We start from the raw sequence: 21,095 nt of genomic DNA, 5'->3' as shown, positions 1-21,095 counted from the left end.
TTCCCCGCGATCTTGCACTTCCCGTCCGGACAAAAACCACAAAAGCCACATAACGACGACCGAAACTGCACGATCGCCGCAGGGGTCAGGGACGCAGCGCGCCGGGGGCGTCCGCCGGGACTGCTGGGTTTTTCGGGGGTACGGGTGCCAGGCGGCGGTACGGGGAACCGAGGGTTGGGCGGGGGTCCTTGTCGCCCTTGTTGGGCCAGTAGGACATCGCCCGTTCCGCCTGTGCGGTGATCGTCAGGGACGGGTTCACGCCCAGGTTGGCCGAGACGGCCGCGCCGTCGACCACGTGCAGCCCGGCGTGCCCGTACACCCGGTGCCAGGGGTCGATCACCCCGTCGGCCGGGGTGGCCCCGATGACCGCCCCGCCCAGGATGTGCGCGGTCATCGGGATGTCGAAGGGTTCGGTGAGCGAGCCGCCGGGGGTGCCGCCGATCTCGTCGGCGAGCATTCGGGCGGCCGTATTGCCGGCCGGGATCCAGGTGGGGCTGGGCGTGCCGTGGCCCGGGCCGGTGACCAACCTGCGGCCGAGCGGGCCACGCCGCCACCGGGTGGTCAGCGAGTTGTCCACGGACTGCATGACAAGGGCGATCACCGTCCGTTCCGACCAGCCGCGTACCGACAGCATCCGCGCCGCCAACCGGGGCTGCCGCACGATGCTGCCCAGCCAGCGGCGTACCCGGTGCGGGCCGCCGTCGACAAGCAGCGACTGGAGCAGCCCCATCGCGTTGGAGCCCCGCCCGTAGCGGACCGGCTCGATGTGTGTCTGCGGGTCGGGGTGGAACGAGCTGGTGATGGCCACCCCCTCGGTGTAGTCCAACCGCTCGGACCGGGCCCGTTGGCGTGGCACCGAGGCGCCGAGGATCGCCTCCGAGTTGGTCCGGGTGAGCTCGCCGAGGCGGGGCGAGAGCCCGGGTAGCGCGCCGTCGGCCCGCATCCCGTGCAGCAGCCGCTGGGTGCCCAGCGCCCCGGCGGCGAAGACCACCTGGTCGGCGTGGATGACCTGCCGACCCTTGCGCAGCCAGGCGCCGGTGCGTTCGGTGCGCACCTCGTACCCGCCGCCGTCGGCGGGCCGGACGGCGGTCACCGTGGTCAACTGACGGACCGTGACCCCGAGCCGTTCGGCGAGCCAGAGGTAGTTCTTGACCAGCGTGTTCTTCGCCCCGTGCCGGCAACCGGTCATGCACGAGCCGCAGTGCAGGCAGCCGGTGCGTTCCGGGCCGGCACCGCCGAAGTACGGGTCGGCGATCCGCTGGCCGGGCCGGCCGATGTGCACGCCCACCGGGGTGGCGTGGAAGGTGTGCCCCACTCCCATCCGCTCGGCCACCGCGCGCATGGCGCGGTCCGCGCCGGTGTGCACCGGGTACGTGGTGACGCCGAGCATCCGTTTCGCCTGGTCGTAGTGGTGGGCCAACTCGTCGCGCCAGTCGGTGATGTCCCGCCACTGCGGGTCGCTGTAGAAGGCCGGCAGCGGTTCGTAGAGGGTGTTGGCGTAGACCAGCGACCCGCCGCCCACCCCCGCCCCGGAGAGCACCAGCACCCCGCCGCCGGATCGTCGGTCGGCCGGGCGGAGCAGGGTGAGCCGTTGGATGCCGTAGCAGCCCAGCTTCGGTGCCCAGAGGAACCGGCGGACCCGCCAGGACGTCTGCGGGAACTCGTCGTCGGCGAAGCGGCGGCCGGCTTCCAGCACCGCCACCGAATAGCCCTTCTCGGCCAGTCGGAGCGCTGTGACGCTGCCACCGAAGCCGGACCCGATGACGACCACGTCGTACCGCATGCACGCATCATTACTCGCGAGTAGCGCTCGCGCCAGCGGCACTTTTCGCGCGATCATGCTCCGGCCGACCGACCCGGCGCCTTCCGGCCGCAACCCGGAGCACCCGTCGGAGCGTTGTTCACCAGACGGGTGGAAGGAATCCAACATGGTTCTCGGGTCGATGGCGCCGCGCCGACGGTGGCTGCTGCTGGGGTTGGCGGCGCTCGCCGTCGTCGCGCTGATCGCGGCCGGCACTGTGGTGATCACCCGGCTGACCGGCGACAACAAGCCGGGCGGGGCTCCGGTGGCCGGTTCGCCGACCCCGTCGCCGGTCGGCACGCCGACGCCGAGCCCCAGCGGCCCACCGCCGGGCGCGGACATCACCGGCCCGCTCAACCTGTTGCTGGTCGGTGTGGACACCCGGGTCAGCGTGCCCGGGTGGGAGCCGCACTCGGACGCCGTGCTGGTGCTGCACGTGCCCAAGGGGTTGGATCGGGCGTACCTCTTCTCGCTCCCTCGCGACCTGCTGGTGGACATCCCGGCGTTCCCGAAGGCCGGCTACAAGGGCGGCAAGACGAAGCTCACGCACTCGATGAGCTTCGGCAGCCGGGTGCCGGGCAAACCCAAGCAACCCAGCACGGCCCAGGGGTACGAGCTGCTGCGCAGCACTGTCAGCGGTTACACCGGACTGCGCATCGACGCGGGTGCGGTGCTCACCTTCAACGGGTTCGACAAGCTGGTCACGGCCCTGGGTGGGGTGGACATCTACGTCGACCAACGGGTCGAGTCGATGCACCGCCGACCGGACGGCAAGTACCGGGAGAGCGCGCCGGGCGGGTACAAGGGGCCGCAGCAGGTCTACGAGAAGGGCGACCGGCACCTCAACGGCTGGCAGGCGCTGGACTACGCGCGGCAGCGCTACATCACCGGCGGTGACTACGCGCGGCAGCGTCACCAGCAGCAGCTGATCAAGGCGATGACCCGCAAGATTCTGGACGAGGGCCTGGCCCGGCAACCGGAGCGCGTCGACCAGGTGGTCTCCGCGCTGGGCGACACGCTGGTCTACGTGGGCGGGCGCCGGATCGTCGACATCGCGTACGCCCTCAGTGGCCTGCCGGAGAACCGCTTCACGCTGGTCGGGCTGCCCGGTTCCGGCGTCGGCAAGGGCAGTGCCTACCGGGGCGAACAGCTGACCAGCGAGGGCCGCAAGTTCCTCACCGAACTCCGCGCCGGGCGCGCCGACGCGTACCTGGCCGCCCACCCCGCCCTGGTCGTCAAGAACTGACCGCCGCTCAGAGGCGCTTGGGCAGGGCGGGCTTCTTGGTGGCGTAGAGCCAGGCGTCGAAGATCGGGTCCAGCTGTTTGCCGGAGACCCGCTCGGCCACTGCCACGAATTCGGCAGTGGTGGCGGTGCCGTCGCGCTTCTCCGCCGCCCAGGTTTTGACGATCTCGAAGAACGCCTTGTCGCCGACGGCCACCCGCAGGGCGTGCAGGGTCATCGCGCCGCGCTGGTAGACCGACTCGCTGAACAGCTTGGCCACGCCCGGCTTACCCGGCGGTGTCTGCCACACCTGCGCGGACATGGTGGCGTACCGGCTGTCGAACGCCTCCTTGGCGGTGTACGCCTTGGTGTGCTCGGCCCAGAGCCACTCCGCGTACGTCGCGAAGCCCTCGTTGAGCCAGATGTCCTCCCACGTGGCCAACGCGACACTGTCGCCGAACCACTGGTGGGCCAGCTCGTGGGCGACGACCTCGGTGTTCTCGCCCTGCCGGAAGAAGCTCGCCGCGTACACCGGTCGGCTCTGCGTCTCCAGGGCGTAGGAGATCCGGCTGTCGGAGATCACCACCCCGCCGTACGCGTCGAACGGGTACGGCCCGAACACACTCTCCAAATAGTCGGCCACCTCGACCGTCTGCGCGATGGACGCGTCCGCGTTGCCCTTGGCCTCGGTGGTGGTGACCGCGTTGTAGACCGGGCGACCCTTGTGCTCACCGGTGGTGATCCGGAACTTGCCGATCACCAGCGTGCTCAGATAGCTGGCCATCGGCGACTTCTCCGACCACTTCCAGGTGGTCCAACCGCCCGTGCTGGTCTTCCCGCCGGGAACGCCGTTGCTGATCGCGGTCAGGCCGTCCGGAACGGTGACCTCAAAGTCGTAGGCCGCCTTGTCCGACGGGTGGTCATTGACCGGGAACCAGGTGCTGGCCGACTCGGGCTGGCCCAGCGCGATGGCACCGTCGGCGGTGTGCAGGAAGCCGCCGTCGCCGAGCGTCTCGTTCTTCAGCGGCTTCGGCTTACCGGCGTAGGTGACCTCGGCGACGAACCCGTTGCCGTTGATCAGGCCGGAAGCCGGCTTGATCACCAGCTCGTTCCGCTTTCGGCTGTGGGTCGCCGGTGCGCCGTCGACGGTGACCGCGCTGACGGTCAGGCCGGCCAGGTCGAGGTTGAACGTCGACAGGTCCGCCGTCGCGGTGGCCCGCACCGTGGTCGTACCCGTCAACTGGTCCTTGGCCGGGTCGTAGCGCACCTTCACCGTATACCGCGCGACGTCGTAGCCGCCGTTGCCGTAGGTCGGGAAGTAGGCGTCGCCGACCCCGTCGGCGCCCGCCGTGAACGTCCGTGCCGGCGTGGGGGACGCGCTCGGTGGTGGGGCCGTCTCCGGGCCCGCCGAGTCGCATCCGGAGAGTGCGAGCGCACCGGTCACCAGCAGGCCGGCAGCCACTCGCAGTCTGTGCCGCGTCCCCCGCATCCCACACCCTCTCCGCACGGTGGCCGGTCACGGCCTTCGCCGTTCCGCGCGAACGGGCGCCTACCCGCCGTTCGCAGGCGGCAGCATATCGACCGGGCAGCGGGGCCGGGTCACGGCAGTGTGGGGGCCGACCCACCCACCAACCAGGCGTCGAAGAGCGGACGCAGTTGCCGCCCGGCGACCCGCTCGGCCAGCGCGACAAGGTCCGCGGTGGTCGCGTTGCCGGCCGCCCGCTCGGTGGTCCAGGTACGCAGGATGCGGAAGAAGAGGTCGTCACCGACGGTCCGGCGCAGCGCGTGCACGGCCAGCGCCCCGCGCTTGTAGACGGCCGAGCCGAACATCTGCTCCCGGCCCGGCTCGACCGACGGCTGCGTCCAGTCGGTCGCCGCGTACTGGATCTCGAAGTTGCGCTGGGCGGTCCGGCCGCCGTCGTGCTCCTCCCACAGCCACTCGGCGTAGCTGGCGAAGCCCTCGTTGAGCCAGATGTCGCCCCACCTGGTCAGCGACACGCTGTCGCCAAACCACTGGTGCGCCAGCTCGTGCGCGACGACGCTCGGGTTCGGCCGGTCGTCCGCGAAGAAGCCAGGCCCATAGACCGGCCGGGACTGGGTCTCCAGCGCGTACCCGATCCGGTCGTCGGCGATCACGATCCCCCCGTACGAGTCGAACGGGTACGGGCCGAAGCGGCTGGCCAGGAAGTCGACGATCGCACCGGTGCGGGCCAGCGAGGTGGCCGCGCCGCCGGTCGCCGGCAGGCTCGCGGCCACCGCCGTGACCATCGGCCGGCCGGCGTGCGTGCCGGTCACCACCCGGTAGTCGCCGATCACGAGCGTGCTCAGGTAGCTGGCCATCGGCGCGCGCTCGGACCAGCGCCAGGTGGTCCAGCCGTCGGCGCTGCTCTTCGGCCCGGGTACGCCGTTGCTCAGCGCGGCCAGGCCGTCCGGGACGGTCACCGCCAGGTCGTAGGTGGCCTTGTCCGACGGGTGGTCGTTGACCGGGAACCAGGTGGCGGCCGAGTCGGGTTGGCCGAGCGCCACGGCACCGTCGGCGGTGTGCAGGAAACCGCCGCTGCCCAACGCCCCGTCGTCGACTGCCGTGGGGACGCCCGCGTACTCGACAGTCACTGTGAACTGCCGACCACGCGGCAGTCCGTCGCGGGGTGTCACCACCAACTCGCCGTCGCCACGCCGGTGCTCGGCCGCCGCGTCACCCACGCTGACCGCGCGGACCTCCAGGCCGACCAGGTCCAGGTTGAACCGGGACAGGTTCTGGGTGGCGGTGGCTGTGATGACGGCTCGACCGGTCAGCCGGTCGGTCGACGGGTCGTAGCGGACGTCGAGGCCGTAGTGCCCGACGTCGTAACCGCCGTTGCCGTGCCCCGGCACGTACGGGTCGCCGACGTCGGCGGCACCGGGCCGGAAGCCGTCGCTGTCGTCGCCGGTACAACCGGCGGCGGCCAGCCCGATCGCGCAGGTCAGCGCGGCGGTGGTGGCGGCCAACCGACTGCCGGCCGACCTCCGTCCGGTCCGGACCATGCACACCCCCTGAGGTACCTCCGGTCAGGACGAGCGTAGTCAGCGCCACCGTCCACGCAGCCGGTATCGACGATCATCAGTGACTTTTGTTGAAACAAGCAGAAGTTGTCATCGATCGACGCTTTCTTTCGACTTAGACCGACGTTAGTGTCTGTCTCCGACCACCGTCGCGAAAGGTGGAACCATGCCAGACCACACCGCCCCCGACGCCACCCCCACCGGCCGGCTCAGCCGCCGATCCCTGCTCGCCGCCTCCGCCGGTGCCGCCGCCGCGATCGGCGCGGCCGGCCTACCCGTCCTCGCCACCGGCACCCCCGCGCTCGCGAACCCCGGCAACGCGAGCAAGCTGCGGGTCGAGCCGCTGATCCCGGCCAAGAACCGCGGCATCATCCTCTACAGCGTCCGCGACCGGATCACCGCCGCGCCCGACGACAGCGGGGTGCCGTACGGCTTCGAGCGCGTCCTCGCCCGACTCGCCGAGATCGGCTACAAGGAGATCGAGTTCGCCGGCTACACCCAGAGCACCGAGATCCTGGGTCGGCAGATCACCCCCGCCGAGATCCGCAAGATCCTCGACGACAACGGTCTGGTGGCCAACGGCACCCACGCCTCGATCCAGCCGGCCACCTTCCAGCAGCAACTGGACATCGCCGAGGAACTCGGCATGAAGAACATCGGCACCGGCAGCGACCCGACCAGCAGCGCGTACAAGGCCGAGTGGGACGCCGCCGCGGACATCTGGAACGAGCTGGGCCGGCAGGCCAAGGCCCGGGGCATGCGGCTCTACACGCACAACCACGACGCCGCGTACAGCTTCCTGATCGACCGGGGCCCGCGCGACGCGCAGGGCCGGCAGACCCGGTCCTCCGGCATCCGCCGACTGGAGTACTTCTTCGAGATCACCGACCCGCGGTACGTCTTCTTCGAGCTGGACATCTACTGGGCCTACGTGGCCCGCTACAAGCACCAGAAGTACGTCAACCCGGCCGGCCAGGAGGTGACCGACCTGTTCGACCCGATCCTCACCGTGGCCGACCGGACCACCCGGTTCCCGCTCTTCCACGCCAAGGACGGCGACCGGGACACCAGCGTGCCCAACGGGTACCAGATGACCCCGCTGGGTGACGGCGACCTCAACTTCCAGCAGTTCTTCCAGACCATCGGCGAGCGCAACTTCCACCACGCCAACTGGGAGATGGACACCGCCCCCGGCGGCGCGGACAACAAGGGCCAGTCGCTCGACTTCGCGGCGACCAGCTACCGCAACATGTCCGACCTGACCATCTACGTGGAGAAGTAACTCCCGGCTGAACGCGACGAAGGCCGGCCCCGCAGCAGGCGGGGCCGGCCTTCCGGCGTCTGACGGTTCGGTCAGCGGTCGAGGACCAGACCGACCTTCTGGAACTCCTTCAGGTCGCGGTAACCGCACTTGGCCATCGCCCGACGCAGCCCACCGAACAGGTTGAGCTGGCCGTCGGCCTCGTCCGCCGGCCCGAAGAGCAGCTGCTCCATCGACCCGAGCGGCTCACCGGAGACCTCGAAGGCGCCCCGGGGCAGCGACGGGTGGCTCGCCGCCGAGTGCCACCAGGCACCACCGGCGGGGGCCTCCTCGCAGAGCGACAGCGGCTCACCGAGCATCACCGCGTCCGCGCCGCAGCCGAGCGCCTTGGCGATGTCACCCGAGGTCTGGATGTCACCGTCGGCGATCAGGTGCACGTACCGGCCGCCGGTCTCGTCCAGGTAGTCACGGCGGGCCGCCGCGGCGTCGGCGATCGCGCTGGCCATCGGCACCCGGATGCCCAGCACCGACTCGGTGGTCGACCACTCGTCGCCACCGATGCCCACGATCACGCCGGCCGCGCCGGTACGCATCAGGTGCAGCGCCGTCTTGTAGTCCGTGCAGCCACCGACGATCACCGGCAGGTCGAGGTCGGCGATGAACTCCTTGAGGTTCAGCGGCTCATCGGTGGTCGACACGTGCTCGGCCGACACGATGGTGCCCTGGATGACCAGGATGTCCACCCCGGCGTCCAGGATCACCGGCGCCAGCGCGAGGGTGTGCTGCGGAGAGACCCGCACCGCCACCGTGCCGCCACCGGCGCGCAGCTCACGGACCCGCTCGGCGATCAGATCCGGGCGGATCGGCTCGGCGTACACCTCCTGCAGCCGCTTGGTGGCGCGGGCCTCCTCGTCGAGGCCGGCCAGCTCGTCCAGCACCTTCGTCGGGTTCTCGTAGCGGGTCCAGAGCCCCTCGACGTTGAGCACGCCGAGGCCGCCGAGCTGACCGAGACGCACCGCCGAGGACGGGCTCATGGTGGCGTCGGAGGGGTGGCCGACGCACGGAATGCCGAACGGGTACGCGTCGAGCTGCCAGGACGTCGAGACGTCATCGACGTCCCGGGTGCGGCGGCTCGGCACGATGGCGATGTCGTCCAGGTGGTAGCCGCGCTGCGCGGTCTTGCCCAGCCCGATCTCGACCACGTCACGCATGGGGGACTCCAGGTGGTTGGGGGTGGTGGGTCAGCGGGTGTGGTAGTTGGGCGCCTCGACGGTCATCTGGATGTCGTGCGGGTGGCTCTCCTTTAGGCCAGCCGCGGTGATCCGGATGAGCTGGCCCCGGCGGTGCAGATCGGGAATGTTCTCCGCACCGGCGTACCCCATGGCCAGTCGCAGACCGCCGACCAACTGGTGGGCCACCCGGGAGAGCGGCCCCCGGTAGGGCACCTGACCCTCCACGCCCTCGGGGACCAGCTTGTCGTCGCTGAGCACGTCCTGCTGGAAGTAACGGTCCTTGCTGTACGACTTGGCCTGACCCCGGGACTGCATCGCGCCGAGCGACCCCATCCCGCGGTACGTCTTGAACTGCTTGCCGTTGACGAAGATCAGCTCGCCGGGGCTCTCCTCGCAGCCGGCCAGCAGGCTGCCGAGCATCACCGTGTCGGCACCGGCCACCAGGGCCTTGGCGATGTCGCCAGAATATTGAATGCCACCGTCGCCGATCACCGGCACGCCGGCCGGGCGGGCGGCCCGGGCCGCCTCCATGATCGCGGTCACCTGCGGCACGCCGACCCCGGCGACGATCCGGGTGGTGCAGATCGCGCCCGGCCCCACGCCCACCTTGACACCGTCGGCGCCAGCGTCGACAAGCGCCTTCGCGCCGGCGTACGTGGCCACGTTGCCGCCCATGATGTCGACGGTCACGTCGGCCTTGAGCCGGCGGACCATGTCCAGCACGGCGCGCTGGTGACCGTGCGCGGTGTCCACGATCAGCACGTCGACGCCCGCGTCGACCAGTGCACGAGCCCGCTTGTACGCGTCCTCGCCCACACCGATCGCGGCGGCGACCCGCAGCCGGCCGGCGTCGTCCTTGCTGGCGTCCGGGTACTGCTCGCTCTTCGTGAAGTCCTTGACGGTGATCAGGCCACGCAGCCGGCCCGAGTCGTCGACGATAGGCAGCTTCTCGACCTTGTGCTGACGCAGCAGCGCCAGGGCGTCGTCCTTGCTCACCCCGACCCGCGCGGTGACCAGCGGGGTGTGGGTCATGATCTCGCGGACCGGAGTGTTCGGCTCGGAGACGAAACGCATGTCCCGGTTGGTGACGATGCCGACCAGCTGGCCGTCGCCGTCCACCACCGGAACGCCGGAGATGCGGTAACGCCCGCACAGCTCGTCGACCTCGCGCAGCGTGTCGTCCGGGCTGGCGGTCACTGGGTTGGTGATCATGCCGGACTCGGAGCGCTTCACCAGGTCGACCTGGAGGGCCTGGTCCTCCAAAGAGAGGTTGCGGTGCAACACGCCGATGCCACCCTGGCGCGCCATGGCGATCGCCATCCGGGCCTCGGTCACCGTGTCCATCGCGCTGGACAGCAGCGGAATGGACAACTCGATGTTGCGGGTGAGCTTCGTCCGGGTGTTGACCCGGCTGGGCACCACGTCCGACTCGCCCGGCTGGAGCAGCACGTCGTCGAAGGTGAGGCCGAGCGGAACCACCCGGGCGGAGCCGGCCGGCAGCTCGGGCAGGTGGCCGCCCAGGTCGGCGTGCTCGACGCCGGCCGGAAGATCGGTGCTGGGCGAATTTTCCACGATTGCTCCCCTGAGCTGCTCGGATGGGCTTCAGCGAGGTGGCGCGGGCGGGCACCGGAGCGCGCCACGGTGCCGGCACGTCGCCTCATCGTACCCAGTGAGCTGGGCGACCCGTCCGTGGCAGGCCGGCCGGCGCGGGGGCCGGGGGGCGGACGTTCGCGCCGCGTTGGGTCTACGGTGAGGGGGTGCACGACGAGCCCATCGACCCGTTCAATGGCGACCCGGCCGATCCGACCGCGGGTCTGGATGACCCGGGCGATGACGCGACGCCGGATCCGCTGACCGACGTCGAGCGGCAGGATGTGCTGGAAGACCTCGCTGACCTGGAGATCTACCAGGCTCTGCTGGCCCCGATCGGGGTCCGCGGGCTGGTGATCGAATGCGAGGACTGTCGCGAGCCCCACTACTTCGACTGGGACCTGCTCCGCGGCAACCTGCGGCACCTGCTCAACTCGGGCCGCCCCCGGGTGCACGAGCCCGCCTACGACCCGGACCCGGACCACTACGTGACCTGGGACTACGCCCGGGGTTACGCGGATGGGGTGCACGACACCCTGTCCGAGGGCACCGAGGACGAGCCGGGCGCCCCGACCGCCACCAAGTGACGCCGCCGGGCGGCGGGTGCCCCCGCTGCCGCGCGTCCCGGGTGCTCCGCATACCGCGCGTCGTGCCCTGCTTCCGCGCGTCCCGGGCGCCCTGCTGCCGCTTGGCGTGCCCTGCTGCCCCGCGGCGTGCCTGGGCTGCCGCGCGGCCGGCCCGGCTGCCGCGCGACGCGCGTATGTCAGGCGACCAGACCGGCGCGGAAGCCCGCCGCGACCGCGTGTGCACGGTCCCGGGCGCCAAGCTTGCGGAACAACCGGCGGGCGTGCGTCTTGACGGTGTCCTCCGAAACGAACAACTCCCGGCCGATCTCCGCGTTGCTCTTGCCCTCGGCCATCCCGAGCAGCACCTGAAGCTCACGCTCGGTGAGGCCGATCGACGCCCGACTGGGTCGGGCGTTCGGGGCGGGACGGCCCTGGTCGGTCTGCCCCGCCGACTCGCCGGCCCCCGCCTCCGCCTCGTCGTCGCCCCGCTGCACCGGCACGGACGCCAGCCCGGCAGGTCCGTCGGCGGCCGTGGCGGCCCAGCCGGGCTCACCGGAACCACGCGGCGACGGCCCGGAGCGGCCGGAACCACCCACCGCCGCCGCATCCCGAGCCGGATCGGTGATCCGCTGCCGGGAGGCTCGGCCGGGCGCGGTCAGCAGAAGTAGTGCCTTCGCCACCGCGCTGGTCAGGTCATGGTCGACATTCTGGATGAGCCCCCGGGCGCCGGCGCTGATGGTGGCCGCCGCGGCCTCGGACTCCTCGGTGCCGAGCAGCAGCACCGCCGCCTGCGGCGCACGCGCCAACACCCGGCGGACGAAGCCGGCGCTGTCCGGCCGGGTGAGTGCCGTGTCGGCCAGGACCACGTCGGCCGGCCGCTCGGCCAGCCGCAGCATCACCTCGGGATCAGAGACGGCGGTACGAACGATCGCGGACAACCCCAGCCGCGCGGCAGCAGAAGTAAGGTGCTGGGCCGCGAGTGGTGTCCGAACGCACACAAGAACGGTACGCACTGTGGTCTCCTCTCCGCCAACGAGCAGACCATGACGCGGTCGGCTGGGGAGGGGGTTCCCGGCAATCCTTCGAACTTTTCCGACAGATGGGGCAAAAGCGGCAATTTCCCGGACGTTTTCGATCACAGACGTGTGAGTTGACGACAGCCCGGGTACCGGGAGATCCAGGCCGGGAACGGTGCGCCTGCGCGGCCCGCCGCCCGGATGCCGGCCATAAGGATTCTCGCGGAGCCGCGCGGGAGGAGGGGTGCTGATGTCGAACGTACGTAGACTGCCCGGACCCATCGTCGATCTCTGGGACTGGCAGCGACTCGGTGCCTGCCGAGGGCGCGACAGCGCCCAGTTCTTCCACCCCGACGGTGAGCGTGGTTCGTCCCGGCTGCGTCGCGAATCCGCCGCCAAGTCGGTCTGCCGTGCCTGCCCGGTCCGCGCCGAGTGCGCCGCCCACGCCCTGGCGGTACGCGAGCCGTACGGCGTGTGGGGTGGCTTCAGCGAGTCGGAGCGCCTGCGACTGCTCGCCGTCGGCTGGGAGGACTTGGCAGACCGCCGGCACGCCCGGGTCGACGTCGCGCGGCTGGAGGCCCGCCTGGGCCGCCCGCACAAGTCGACAGTCCCGGCCCAACGCAACGTCGCCTGACCCGAGGCGTCCCCAACATCCGCGAAGCCGTGCCCCCGCCCAGGGGGCACGGTTTCGCGCCGTTCATGCGGTTCGGTGCGGTCAGGGTCCCCGCCGCCGCCGACACGGCTGCGATCCACTCGGGTTCCTTGATGTCGGGGCATCCCGCCCGCGAGGACACCCCGATTTCAATGACCCCGAATGGATCAAGCCGAGCGCGCGGTCGCGAGGGCAAGCAGAGACGATGCCCTGGCGAGGTTTGTCCGGTCTGGGGTATTCAGGCCCGGCGCAGGGTTTAGGCTGCTGCGAGGTACGCGGCCTTTTGTCCAGTGATCGGATGCACCCGTGGGCCGGAATCCTGGCGGGGTCGGGGTCGTTACATACCCTGACGATCGCAGTACCACCGACCCGCCGCCCGAGCGCTGGGGGCTGGTCGCGCAGGTGGGAATGCCAGCCAGCACCCGGTCGTTACAGTCCCCACGAACGACCGACGGGCACCGCCCCGACGAGGGTGCCGGCCCCGGAATGACCCCGGGCCCCCGGTCGTTACACCTGGACCCGGCGCCACGAGCCCTCCGCTCGCCAGGCCGCCGACCCGACGCCCGACAGGCGTCAACCCCCCAGACTTTCCCCCCTTTGTTAGTGCAGCGCCGGACGAGGTGCTCACACCCGTGACTGCCGTTTCCCCGATCGGTGTGTGCGGGTGTCCTACCCCCGAAGGAGCTCCCCCCATGAACACGATCTTCCGTAAGAGCATGCTGTCTGTTGCTGGTCTCGCGTTCGCCGGTGGTGTCTTCGCCGGTCCGATCGCCGCCCACGCCGCTACCCCGGCTGTGGACGCCAAGCCCGTCGCCGTGGCCGTGCAGTCGGCGCCGAAGCCGCAGGGCGACCAGTCCCACATCACCCTCAACGACGAGCAGACCGCGAACGCCAAGGCGATCATCGCCGCCACGAAGAAGGCCGGCCTGCCCGAGCGGGCCGCGGTCATCTCGATCGCAACGAGCCTGCAGGAGTCCAAGCTGGAGAACCTCGGCCACCTCGGCGACATGAACGACCACGACTCGCTGGGCCTGTTCCAACAGCGCCCGAGCTCGGGTTGGGGTACCCCGGAGCAGATCACCAACCCTGAGTACTCCACCACCGCGTTCCTCAAGGGCCTCAAGCAGGTCGACGGGTGGCAGGACATGCCCCTGACCGACGCGGCACAGACCGTGCAGGTGTCGGCCTACCCGGACGCCTACGCCCAGTGGGAGCAGCAGGCCACCGACCTCGTCGCCCAGCACTGGAACAGCTGACCCACACGGCAAGACCACAGCACCACACCGACCGCTGGCCGGCACCCCCAACCCGGGTGCCGGCCAGCGGCCTTTCTGCGCACGGAGCCCGCAGATCTTGGACACTTTCCGTTCCGCGCGAACGGAAAGTGTCCAAGATCTGCATGCACGGTCTGGGTACCACCGGTCAGCCAGCCGGCCCGACCGACCCGCAAGGCCGGTCGCGAACCAGCCCGCCGACCCACAGAACAGGTCGCGGACACAGCCCACCGACCCCTGAGCACGTCGCGGACACAGGTCGCGGTCGCAGCCCGGGGGCGACGTCAGGCTGTTGGTCAGCGGACGGTGACGGTGATCGTGTGCCAGCCGGTGGCGCCGTCGGGGACGACGTCCTGCGTACGGTCAGTCTGGGTTTCACCTGTCGCGTCGGTCGCGCGGACCTGGAGCCGGTGTTCGCCCGGTGTGGCGTCCCAGCGCCAGGACCATTGCACCCAGGTGTCCACCGACACGGCCGGGGCCAGCGCGGCTTCCTGCCACTGGCCGTCGTCGACGCGTACCTCGACTCGACGGATGCCCCGGTGTTGCGCCCAGGCCACACCGGCGACGGTCACCGGTCCGGCGGTCAGCCGGTTACGCCCCCGGGGCGTGTCGATCCGCGACTGGGTCTTGATCGGCCCCTGGGGGGACCAGCCGCGCGGCACCCAGTACGCGTCGAAGTCGGCGAACCGGGTCAGCTCCAGTTCGGTCACCCACTTGCAGGCCGACACGTAGCCGTAGAGGCCCGGCACCACCACCCGGACCGGGAAGCCGTGTTCGACCGGCAGCGGCTCGCCGTTCATACCGACGGCCAGCAGGGCGTCCCGTCCGTCGCGCAGCGCGGCGGTGGGGGTGCCGCAGGTCCAGCCGTCGACCGACCGGCCGACGACCTGGTCGGCGTCGTCGTCCGGCTCGACCTCGTCCAGCAGTTCCCGCAGGGGTACGCCGAGCCACAGGGCATTGCCGATCAGGTCCCCGCCCACCTCGTTGGAGACGCAGGCCAGCGTGACGTACCGCTCGACCAGCGGTCGGGCCAGCAGATCCGCGTAACTGTAGGTGCGCTCCCTGCCGACCCGTCCGTGGATCCGCAGCCGCCAGGTGTCCGGGTCGACCTGGGGCACTACCAGCGCGGTGTCGATCCGGTAGAACCCGAAGTTCGGGGTGACGTACGGCGCGAGCTGGGTCAGCGAGAGGTCCGCGCCCGCCGGCACGGCCGGTGCGGCGGCGACCGGCGCGGGCAGGCGGATCGCGTCGCGGGCTGCGGACACGCCTCGCCGCCCTGCCAGCCACCGGCCACCAAGACCGGCCACCACGGCCGTGCCGAGAAGCACTCCGCTTCCGGTGAGGAACCGCCGCCGCGACTCCGGGTCCACTTCGGCGGGCCCGACGGGTTCGACAGCCGCCGTCGGCCCGGCGGGAGTCACCGGCACCGGCCCTGCCGGAGACACCGGACGAGTGGGCGGCGTGGGTGGTGACCAGGACCAGGGGTCCAGCTCGAGCGGTCCGCCGATGAACAGCCAGAGCACCAGGGCGCCGAGACCGGCGCCGACCAGGGACGGCAGCGCGTCGGCGAGGTCTGCGCCGGAGCGGGTCAGCGCGGCGGCAGCGCCGATGGCGCCGAACGCGGCGATGCCGGCCAGGCCGAGTGCCAGCCGGCGGATCGCCAGTACGCCGAAGAGGGCGGCGAAGCCTCCCAGCAACACGGCCGTGCCGACCAGCAGCGCGATCTTGTCGGCGGTGCCGAAGAGGTCGATGGCGAGTTGCTTCAGCGACTCGGGGACGGCGTCGACGATGACCCCGCCGACCGCTACCAGGGGCGCCGACCGGGGGCCGGTCAACACCGCGACCGGTTCGGCGATCCCGATCGCGACGGCGGCGGCGGTGATTCCGGCCAGCGCGGCGTACCGCCGTGACGTGGTGCTCATCGGCCCAGTGTGCGCGATCATCTCGCCCGGTCGCCAACAACGTCAGCGTTCGGTAATGACTGACCTACCAGCCGGCGAGAACGAGCCGGGGCGCACCGCCGTACGGCGGTGCGCCCCGGAACGCGTGTCGCTACCGGGTCAGAAGCCCGGGCCGTGCTGGTGGCCGTGACCGTGGCCGTGGCCGCCGCCGGCGGACTGCTCGGCCTGCTCCGGCTTCTCGACCACAAGGCTCTCCGTGGTGAGCAGCAGACCGGCGATCGAGGCGGCGTTGGTGACCGCGTTGCGGGTCACCTTCACCGGGTCGATGATGCCGGCCTTGACCAGGTCGACGTACTCGCCCTTGGCGGCGTCGAGGCCGTTGCCCCACTCCAGGTCGGCGACCTTCTGCGTCACGACGTAGCCGTCGTGACCGGCGTTCTGGGCGATCCAGCGCAGCGGCTCGACGAGCGACTTGCGCACGACCGAGACACCGATCTTCTCGTCACCGGTGAAGCCCAGGTCGTCGTCGAGGACCGAGCGGATCTGCACCAGGGCGGCGCCGCCGCCGGGCACAGTGCCCTCCTCGACCGCAGCCTTGGTCGCCGCGATGGCGTCCTCGATGCGGTGCTTGCGCTCCTTCATCTCGACCTCGGTCGCGGCGCCAGCCTTGATGACGGCGATGCCACCGGAGAGCTTCGCCAGCCGCTCGGCCAGCTTCTCCCGGTCCCAGTCGGAGTCGGAGGCCTCGATCTCCTTGCGGATCTGGGACACCCGGTCGGCGACGTCGGCCTTCTGGCCACCGCCGTCGACGATCGTGGTGTTCTCCTTGTCGACCACGACGCGCCGGGCGGTGCCGAGCACCTCAAGGCCGACCTGGTCGATCTTGTAGCCCAGCTCCGGGGCGACCAGCTCGGCGCCCGTGGAGATCGCGATGTCCTGGAGCATCGCCTTGCGCCGGTCACCGAAGCCCGGGGCCTTGACCGCGCAGACCTTGAGGGTCTTGCGCAGCGAGTTGACCACCAGGGTGGAGAGCGCCTGGCCGTCCACGTCCTCGGCGATGATCAGCAGGGGCTTGCTGTTCTGCAGGACCTTCTCCAGCAGCGGCAGCAGCTCTTCGATCGCCGAGATCTTCTGGGTGGTGACCAGGATGTACGCGTCCTCAAGGACGGACTCCTGGCTCTCCAGGTCGGTGACGAAGTTCGGCGAGATGAAGCCCTTGTCGAACTGGAGACCCTCGGTCACGTCCAGTTCGGTGGTGAGCATGGAGCCTTCCTCGACGGTGATGACACCGTCGCGGCCGACCCGCTCCATCGCCTCGGCGATCAGGTCGCCGATCGTGGCGTCCTGCGCGGAGATCGTCGCCACGTTCGCGATCGACTCTTTGCTGGTGACCTCGGCGGCACGGCCGAGCAGCGCCTCGGAGACCTTGGCGGCCGCCGCGTCGATGCCCCGCTTGAGGCCGGCCGGGTTGGTCCCGGCGGTCACGTTGCGCAGACCCTCGCGAACCATCGCCTGGGCCAGCACTGTCGCGGTGGTGGTCCCGTCGCCGGCGACGTCGTTGGTCTTGGTCGCCACCTCCTTGACCAGCTGCGCGCCAAGGTTCTCGTACGGGTTGGTGAGCTCGATCTCCTTGGCGATGGTCACACCATCGTTGGTGATCGTCGGCGCACCGAATTTCTTGTCCAGGACGACGTTGCGCCCGCGCGGGCCGAGGGTGACCTTGACCACGTCCGCGAGGGCGTTGACACCGTGCTCCAGCAGGTGCCGGGCGTCGTCCGAGAAGCTCAGGATCTTCGCCATTTATGTCCCTTCGAAGCGCCATTGCCCCGGCCCGGCGAGCCGGACCGGGGCATTGGCACTGATCGGTTGCTTACTTCTCGATGACCGCGAGGACGTCGCGGGCGGAGAGCACCAGGTACTCCTCGCCGGCGTACTTGACCTCGGTGCCGCCGTACTTCGAGTAGAGGACGGTGTCGCCGACCTGCACGTCAACCGGAACCCGGTTGCCGTTGTCGTCGACGCGCCCCGGGCCCACAGCGAGGACGGTGCCCTCCTGCGGCTTCTCCTTGGCGGTGTCGGGGATCACGATGCCCGACGCCGTGGTGGTCTCAGCCTCGTTCGCCTGGACCACGATGCGGTCCTCGAGCGGCTTGATCGCAACCTTGGTCGCGGTAGTCACGGGCATACCCTCCTGGGGTACTGGTTTCGTTGCTGGCCAGCGGGGCTGACCAGCGTCAATCTGCCTCATGCCACCGGGCGGTGCCGTCGTCGCGGGTGCCGGTCCGCCTGGCGTGCGCACCCGGGTCGCGAGACCCGGACGCTGGCACCCTCAGGGTGAGAGTGCTAATCGCAGGTTATTCCGTGGCTAGCACTCCGTCAAGGAGAGTGCCAGCGCGTCGCGCCCCGCCAGCCAGGATTTCCGGGTCAGCCGGGACAATGGCCGGGTGGATCTCGATCAGCTGGCGGCGCTGCGTACCCCAGAGGGGTCGGCCGCGCTCACGGCGGCGGCCGACCTGGCCGGCGGTGATCCACTGGTCGCGGCGTCGGCGCTGCGCGCGACCGGGGTGCCGCCGACGTTGGCCGCGGCGGCCCTCACCCAGGCCGAGCTGCGCCACCGGGCGGTGGGCAAGTTCGGCCCGGCCGCCGCTGGGATGTTCCTCACCCGTCCCGGCCTGGAGCAGGCCACCCGCCGGGTGGTCGCCGACCGTCGGGCCGCCCGGCTGTACGCGGCCGGCGTGCGCACCCTGGCCGACCTCGGGTGCGGGCTCGGGGCCGACGCGCTGGCCGCCGCCCGTGCCGGCATCCGGGTGTACGGGGTGGAGGCCGACCCGGTGACCGCGGCGATGGCCGCCGCCAACGCCGAGGCGGCCGGCCTGGCCGAGCTGTTCAGCGTCGAGTGCGGCGACGCGACCGGGTTCGACGTGTCAGGGGTCGACGGGGTCTTCTGCGACCCGGCCCGCCGCACCACCGGCACCGGGCGGCGGATCTTCGACCCTCGCGCCTACTCGCCACCGTGGGACTTCGTCACCGGGCTGGCCGAGCGGGTGCCGCGCACAGTGGTGAAGGTCGCCCCGGGCCTGGACCACGCGCTCATTCCGGTCGGCGCGGAGGCCGAGTGGGTCGGCGTGGACGGCGACCTGGTCGAGGCCGCGCTCTGGTGCGGCGAGCTTGCGGAGGTGCCCCGCCGCGCCACCCTCTACCGCCAGCGGGGCGCCGAGGCGCACCTCCACCAGCTCACCGGCTCGGGTGCCGCCGAGGCACCGGTCGGGCCGCCGCGCCGCTACCTGTACGACCCGGACCCGGCGGTGGTCCGCGCGCACCTCGTGGCCGAACTGGCCACCGAACTGGACGCCACCCTGGGCGATCCGAGCATCGCCTACCTCTACGCCGACCAGCCGATCCGCACCCCGTACGCGCGCTGCCTGGAGATCACCGACGTGCTGCCGTTCTCACTCAAGCGCCTGCGGGCGCTGCTGCGCGACCGGCGGGTGGGCCGGGTCGAGATTCTCAAGCGGGGTTCGGCGCTCACCCCGGAACAGCTCCGGCGGGACCTGCGGCTGGCTGGGGACGCGGCGGCGAGTCTGGTGCTCACCCGGGTCAACGGCGCACCGACGGTGCTCGTCGGCCAGCCGGTCGCCTAGCGTCGCCTAGCGTCGCCTCGGCCAGCCGGTCGACTAGCCTCGTCGCTGTGGCGGGACAGGGCACGCCGGCAACGGCACTGTTGGTCAGGCGCGGGATCGCGCATCGCACCCATCCGTACCGGGTGGCGCCGGACGCCCCGAACTACGGCGCGCTGGTGGCGGTGGCGCTCGGCGTGGCACCGGAGCGTGTGTTCAAGTCGCTGGTGACCGAGGTCGACGGCGCGCTCACAGTAGTGGCGGTCGTCCCGGTCACCGGCGAGCTGGATCTCAAGGCGCTCGCGGCGGCGGTCGGTGGCAAGCGGGCGGCGTTGGCCGACCGGGCGGTCGCCGAGCGGGCCACCGGTTACGTACGCGGTGGAATCAGCCCGCTCGGGCAGCGTCGACGGTTGCCCACAGTGCTGGACGAATCCGCGCTGGATCTCCCGACGATCTACGTCTCGGCTGGTCGGCGCGGTCTGCAACTCGAACTGGCCGCGGCGGATCTGGTGGCGCTGACCGACGCCCGCACCGCGCCGTTGCAGACCCACTGACGACAGTCGTTACGTCGACTCCCCCGTGGGATACCCGGGGAGTAACAGTCGCGTTGCTGAATTGTTATCGCTCCCAACAAACTATGCACCTGCGCGGTCTTGTGGAGCCGGTGTGACGCGAAATACGTTGCCGGACACAACAAAACAACACCTCCCCCACCTCCGAAAGGACCCTGCACATGCGTAAGGGGATCCTCACCATCGCCGCCGTGGGCCTGCTCACGACCGGCGGCTTGACCGCCTGTGGCGACGACTCCGGCGACAAGGCCGCCTCCGCCAAGACCCCCAAGATCGGCGTGATCCTCCCGGACAGCAAGTCCTCGGCCCGCTGGGAAACGGCGGACCGTCGGTTCCTGGAGGAGGCGTTCAAGGCCGCCGGCGTCAAGTACGACATCCAGAACGCCCAGAACGACAAGACCGCCTTCCAGACCATCGCCGACCAGATGATCACCGGCGGCGTGACCGCCCTGATGATCGTCAACCTGGACTCCGGCACCGGCAAGGCCGTGCTCGACAAGGCCAAGTCGCAGGGTGTCGCCACCATCGACTACGACCGGCTCACCCTCGGCGGCTCCGCCCAGTACTACGTCAGCTTCGACAACGAGACCGTCGGCAAGCTCCAGGGCGAGGGTCTGTCGAAGTGCCTGACCGAGAAGGGCGCCAAGAACCCCGTCGTGGCGTACCTGAACGGCTCCCCCACCGACAACAACGCCACCCTCTTCAAGGCCGGCTACGACTCGGTGCTCAAGCCGAAGTTCGACGCCAAGGAGTACGTCAAGGGCCCTGAGGACGCGGTGCCCGCGTGGGACAACGCGCAGGCCGCGACGATCTTCGAGCAGCAGCTCACCAAGGCCAACGGCAAGATCGACGGTGTGCTGGCCGCCAACGACGGTCTCGGCAACGCGGCCATCTCGATCCTGAAGAAGAACAAGCTCAACGGCAAGGTGCCGGTGACCGGGCAGGACGCCAGCACCGAGGGCCTGCAGAACATCCTCGCCGGTGACCAGTGCATGACCGTCTACAAGGCGGTCCGGGAAGAGGCCAAGGCCGCCTCCGACCTGGCCATCGCGCTCGCCAAGGGCGAGAAGAAGGACACCGGCCAGACGGTCAAGGACGGCGACCGGGACGTTCCCTCGGTGCTGCTCACCCCGAAGGCCATCTACAAGGACAGCGTCAAGGACGTCATCGCCGACGGCTACGTGACCAAGGAAGAGGTCTGCACCGCGGCGTACACCAAGTTCTGCGCCGAAGCCGGCATCAGCTGACCGACGCCGCAGTACCCGCCGGAACGACCATCGCCGCCCGGCACGGGAGAACCCTCCCGTGCCGGGCGGCGCCCGCCGGACGGGCCCCGACCCTCCCTTAAG

17 protein-coding genes are annotated in these 21,095 nt (G+C 70.7%); 8 read left to right on the top strand and 9 right to left on the bottom strand.

From position 1 onward, the window contains the following. Window positions 1–85: 85 nt before the first annotated feature. Window positions 86–1,783, bottom strand: coding sequence for an FAD-dependent oxidoreductase (locus tag ACLJOK_RS29625; protein WP_410821829.1), 1,698 nt, complete (start codon window positions 1,781–1,783; stop codon window positions 86–88). A gap of 145 nt (window positions 1,784–1,928) precedes the next feature. Here ACLJOK_RS29625 and ACLJOK_RS29620 point away from each other — a divergent pair, with 145 nt between their 5' ends. Then, window positions 1,929–3,047, top strand: a complete 1,119-nt coding sequence (locus ACLJOK_RS29620) for an LCP family protein (protein ID WP_410821828.1) — start codon at window positions 1,929–1,931, stop codon at window positions 3,045–3,047. 7 nt (window positions 3,048–3,054) lie between these two features. Here the strand turns inward: ACLJOK_RS29620 and ACLJOK_RS29615 are convergent, their stop codons facing one another. Together ACLJOK_RS29615 and ACLJOK_RS29610 are read right to left on the bottom strand one after the other, a co-directional pair. Then, on the bottom strand, window positions 3,055–4,512 hold the full coding sequence (locus tag ACLJOK_RS29615; protein ID WP_410821827.1) for a M1 family metallopeptidase: 1,458 nt from the start codon (window positions 4,510–4,512) through the stop codon (window positions 3,055–3,057). 110 nt (window positions 4,513–4,622) lie between these two features. Continuing rightward, window positions 4,623–6,047 carry a M1 family metallopeptidase gene (locus tag ACLJOK_RS29610; RefSeq protein WP_410821826.1) on the bottom strand — a complete coding sequence of 475 codons (1,425 nt, stop codon included), beginning with the start codon at window positions 6,045–6,047 and terminating at the stop codon, window positions 4,623–4,625. A 184-nt stretch (window positions 6,048–6,231) separates the two neighbouring features. Between ACLJOK_RS29610 and ACLJOK_RS29605 the strand changes: the two genes are divergently transcribed. Next, window positions 6,232–7,347 carry a sugar phosphate isomerase/epimerase family protein gene (locus ACLJOK_RS29605; protein ID WP_410821825.1) on the top strand — a complete coding sequence of 372 codons (1,116 nt, stop codon included), beginning with the start codon at window positions 6,232–6,234 and terminating at the stop codon, window positions 7,345–7,347. Between the two features lie 71 nt (window positions 7,348–7,418). Here ACLJOK_RS29605 and ACLJOK_RS29600 read toward each other — a convergent pair whose 3' ends face one another. Together ACLJOK_RS29600 and guaB are read right to left on the bottom strand one after the other, a co-directional pair. Beyond that, window positions 7,419–8,537 (bottom strand): GuaB3 family IMP dehydrogenase-related protein, encoded by a 1,119-nt coding sequence (locus tag ACLJOK_RS29600; protein WP_410821824.1) that lies wholly within the window; start codon window positions 8,535–8,537, stop codon window positions 7,419–7,421. Between the two features lie 30 nt (window positions 8,538–8,567). Further along, window positions 8,568–10,130 carry an IMP dehydrogenase gene (guaB, locus tag ACLJOK_RS29595; RefSeq protein WP_091406429.1) on the bottom strand — a complete coding sequence of 521 codons (1,563 nt, stop codon included), beginning with the start codon at window positions 10,128–10,130 and terminating at the stop codon, window positions 8,568–8,570. 185 nt (window positions 10,131–10,315) lie between these two features. Between guaB and ACLJOK_RS29590 the strand changes: the two genes are divergently transcribed. After that, window positions 10,316–10,735, top strand: a complete 420-nt coding sequence (locus ACLJOK_RS29590) for a DUF5319 domain-containing protein (RefSeq protein ID WP_030337860.1) — start codon at window positions 10,316–10,318, stop codon at window positions 10,733–10,735. A 176-nt stretch (window positions 10,736–10,911) separates the two neighbouring features. Here the strand turns inward: ACLJOK_RS29590 and ACLJOK_RS29585 are convergent, their stop codons facing one another. After that, window positions 10,912–11,727: a response regulator transcription factor gene (locus ACLJOK_RS29585; RefSeq protein WP_410821823.1), complete on the bottom strand. Its 816-nt coding sequence runs from the start codon at window positions 11,725–11,727 to the stop codon at window positions 10,912–10,914. Between the two features lie 253 nt (window positions 11,728–11,980). Between ACLJOK_RS29585 and ACLJOK_RS29580 the strand changes: the two genes are divergently transcribed. Together ACLJOK_RS29580 and ACLJOK_RS29575 are read left to right on the top strand one after the other, a co-directional pair. Continuing rightward, window positions 11,981–12,364 (top strand): WhiB family transcriptional regulator, encoded by a 384-nt coding sequence (locus ACLJOK_RS29580; RefSeq protein WP_410821822.1) that lies wholly within the window; start codon window positions 11,981–11,983, stop codon window positions 12,362–12,364. A gap of 710 nt (window positions 12,365–13,074) precedes the next feature. Next, window positions 13,075–13,638: a hypothetical protein gene (locus tag ACLJOK_RS29575; protein ID WP_410821821.1), complete on the top strand. Its 564-nt coding sequence runs from the start codon at window positions 13,075–13,077 to the stop codon at window positions 13,636–13,638. A gap of 314 nt (window positions 13,639–13,952) precedes the next feature. On the opposite strand, the gene ACLJOK_RS29570 is transcribed toward ACLJOK_RS29575, so the two are convergent. The 3 genes from ACLJOK_RS29570 to groES form a co-directional block, all read right to left on the bottom strand. Beyond that, complete coding sequence (locus ACLJOK_RS29570) at window positions 13,953–15,578, bottom strand: molybdopterin-dependent oxidoreductase (RefSeq protein WP_410821820.1); 1,626 nt, start codon at window positions 15,576–15,578, stop codon at window positions 13,953–13,955. 138 nt (window positions 15,579–15,716) lie between these two features. Continuing rightward, window positions 15,717–17,357, bottom strand: coding sequence for a chaperonin GroEL (groL, locus tag ACLJOK_RS29565; protein WP_410821819.1), 1,641 nt, complete (start codon window positions 17,355–17,357; stop codon window positions 15,717–15,719). A 70-nt stretch (window positions 17,358–17,427) separates the two neighbouring features. Beyond that, entirely contained in the window at window positions 17,428–17,742 is a 315-nt protein-coding gene (groES, locus tag ACLJOK_RS29560) for a co-chaperone GroES (protein ID WP_030330046.1), read from the bottom strand. Between the two features lie 259 nt (window positions 17,743–18,001). On the opposite strand from groES, the gene ACLJOK_RS29555 reads away from it, so the two are divergent. From ACLJOK_RS29555 to ACLJOK_RS29545, 3 genes are all read left to right on the top strand, one after another. Then, a complete protein-coding gene (locus tag ACLJOK_RS29555; protein ID WP_410821818.1) occupies window positions 18,002–19,198 on the top strand; it encodes a THUMP-like domain-containing protein in 1,197 nt (398 codons plus the stop codon). A gap of 47 nt (window positions 19,199–19,245) precedes the next feature. Beyond that, window positions 19,246–19,728: a Cys-tRNA(Pro) deacylase gene (ybaK, locus tag ACLJOK_RS29550; protein ID WP_410821817.1), complete on the top strand. Its 483-nt coding sequence runs from the start codon at window positions 19,246–19,248 to the stop codon at window positions 19,726–19,728. Between the two features lie 179 nt (window positions 19,729–19,907). Further along, window positions 19,908–20,993 (top strand): sugar ABC transporter substrate-binding protein, encoded by a 1,086-nt coding sequence (locus ACLJOK_RS29545; protein WP_410821816.1) that lies wholly within the window; start codon window positions 19,908–19,910, stop codon window positions 20,991–20,993. The last annotated feature ends 102 nt before the right edge of the window (window positions 20,994–21,095 follow it).

This window comes from Micromonospora sp. 050-3 (genome assembly GCF_046549335.1).
In the GTDB taxonomy this organism is placed as follows: domain Bacteria; phylum Actinomycetota; class Actinomycetes; order Mycobacteriales; family Micromonosporaceae; genus Micromonospora; species Micromonospora trifolii.
Note: the sequence above shows the minus strand (reverse complement) of the source record. Positions and strands in the feature narration are given on the sequence as shown.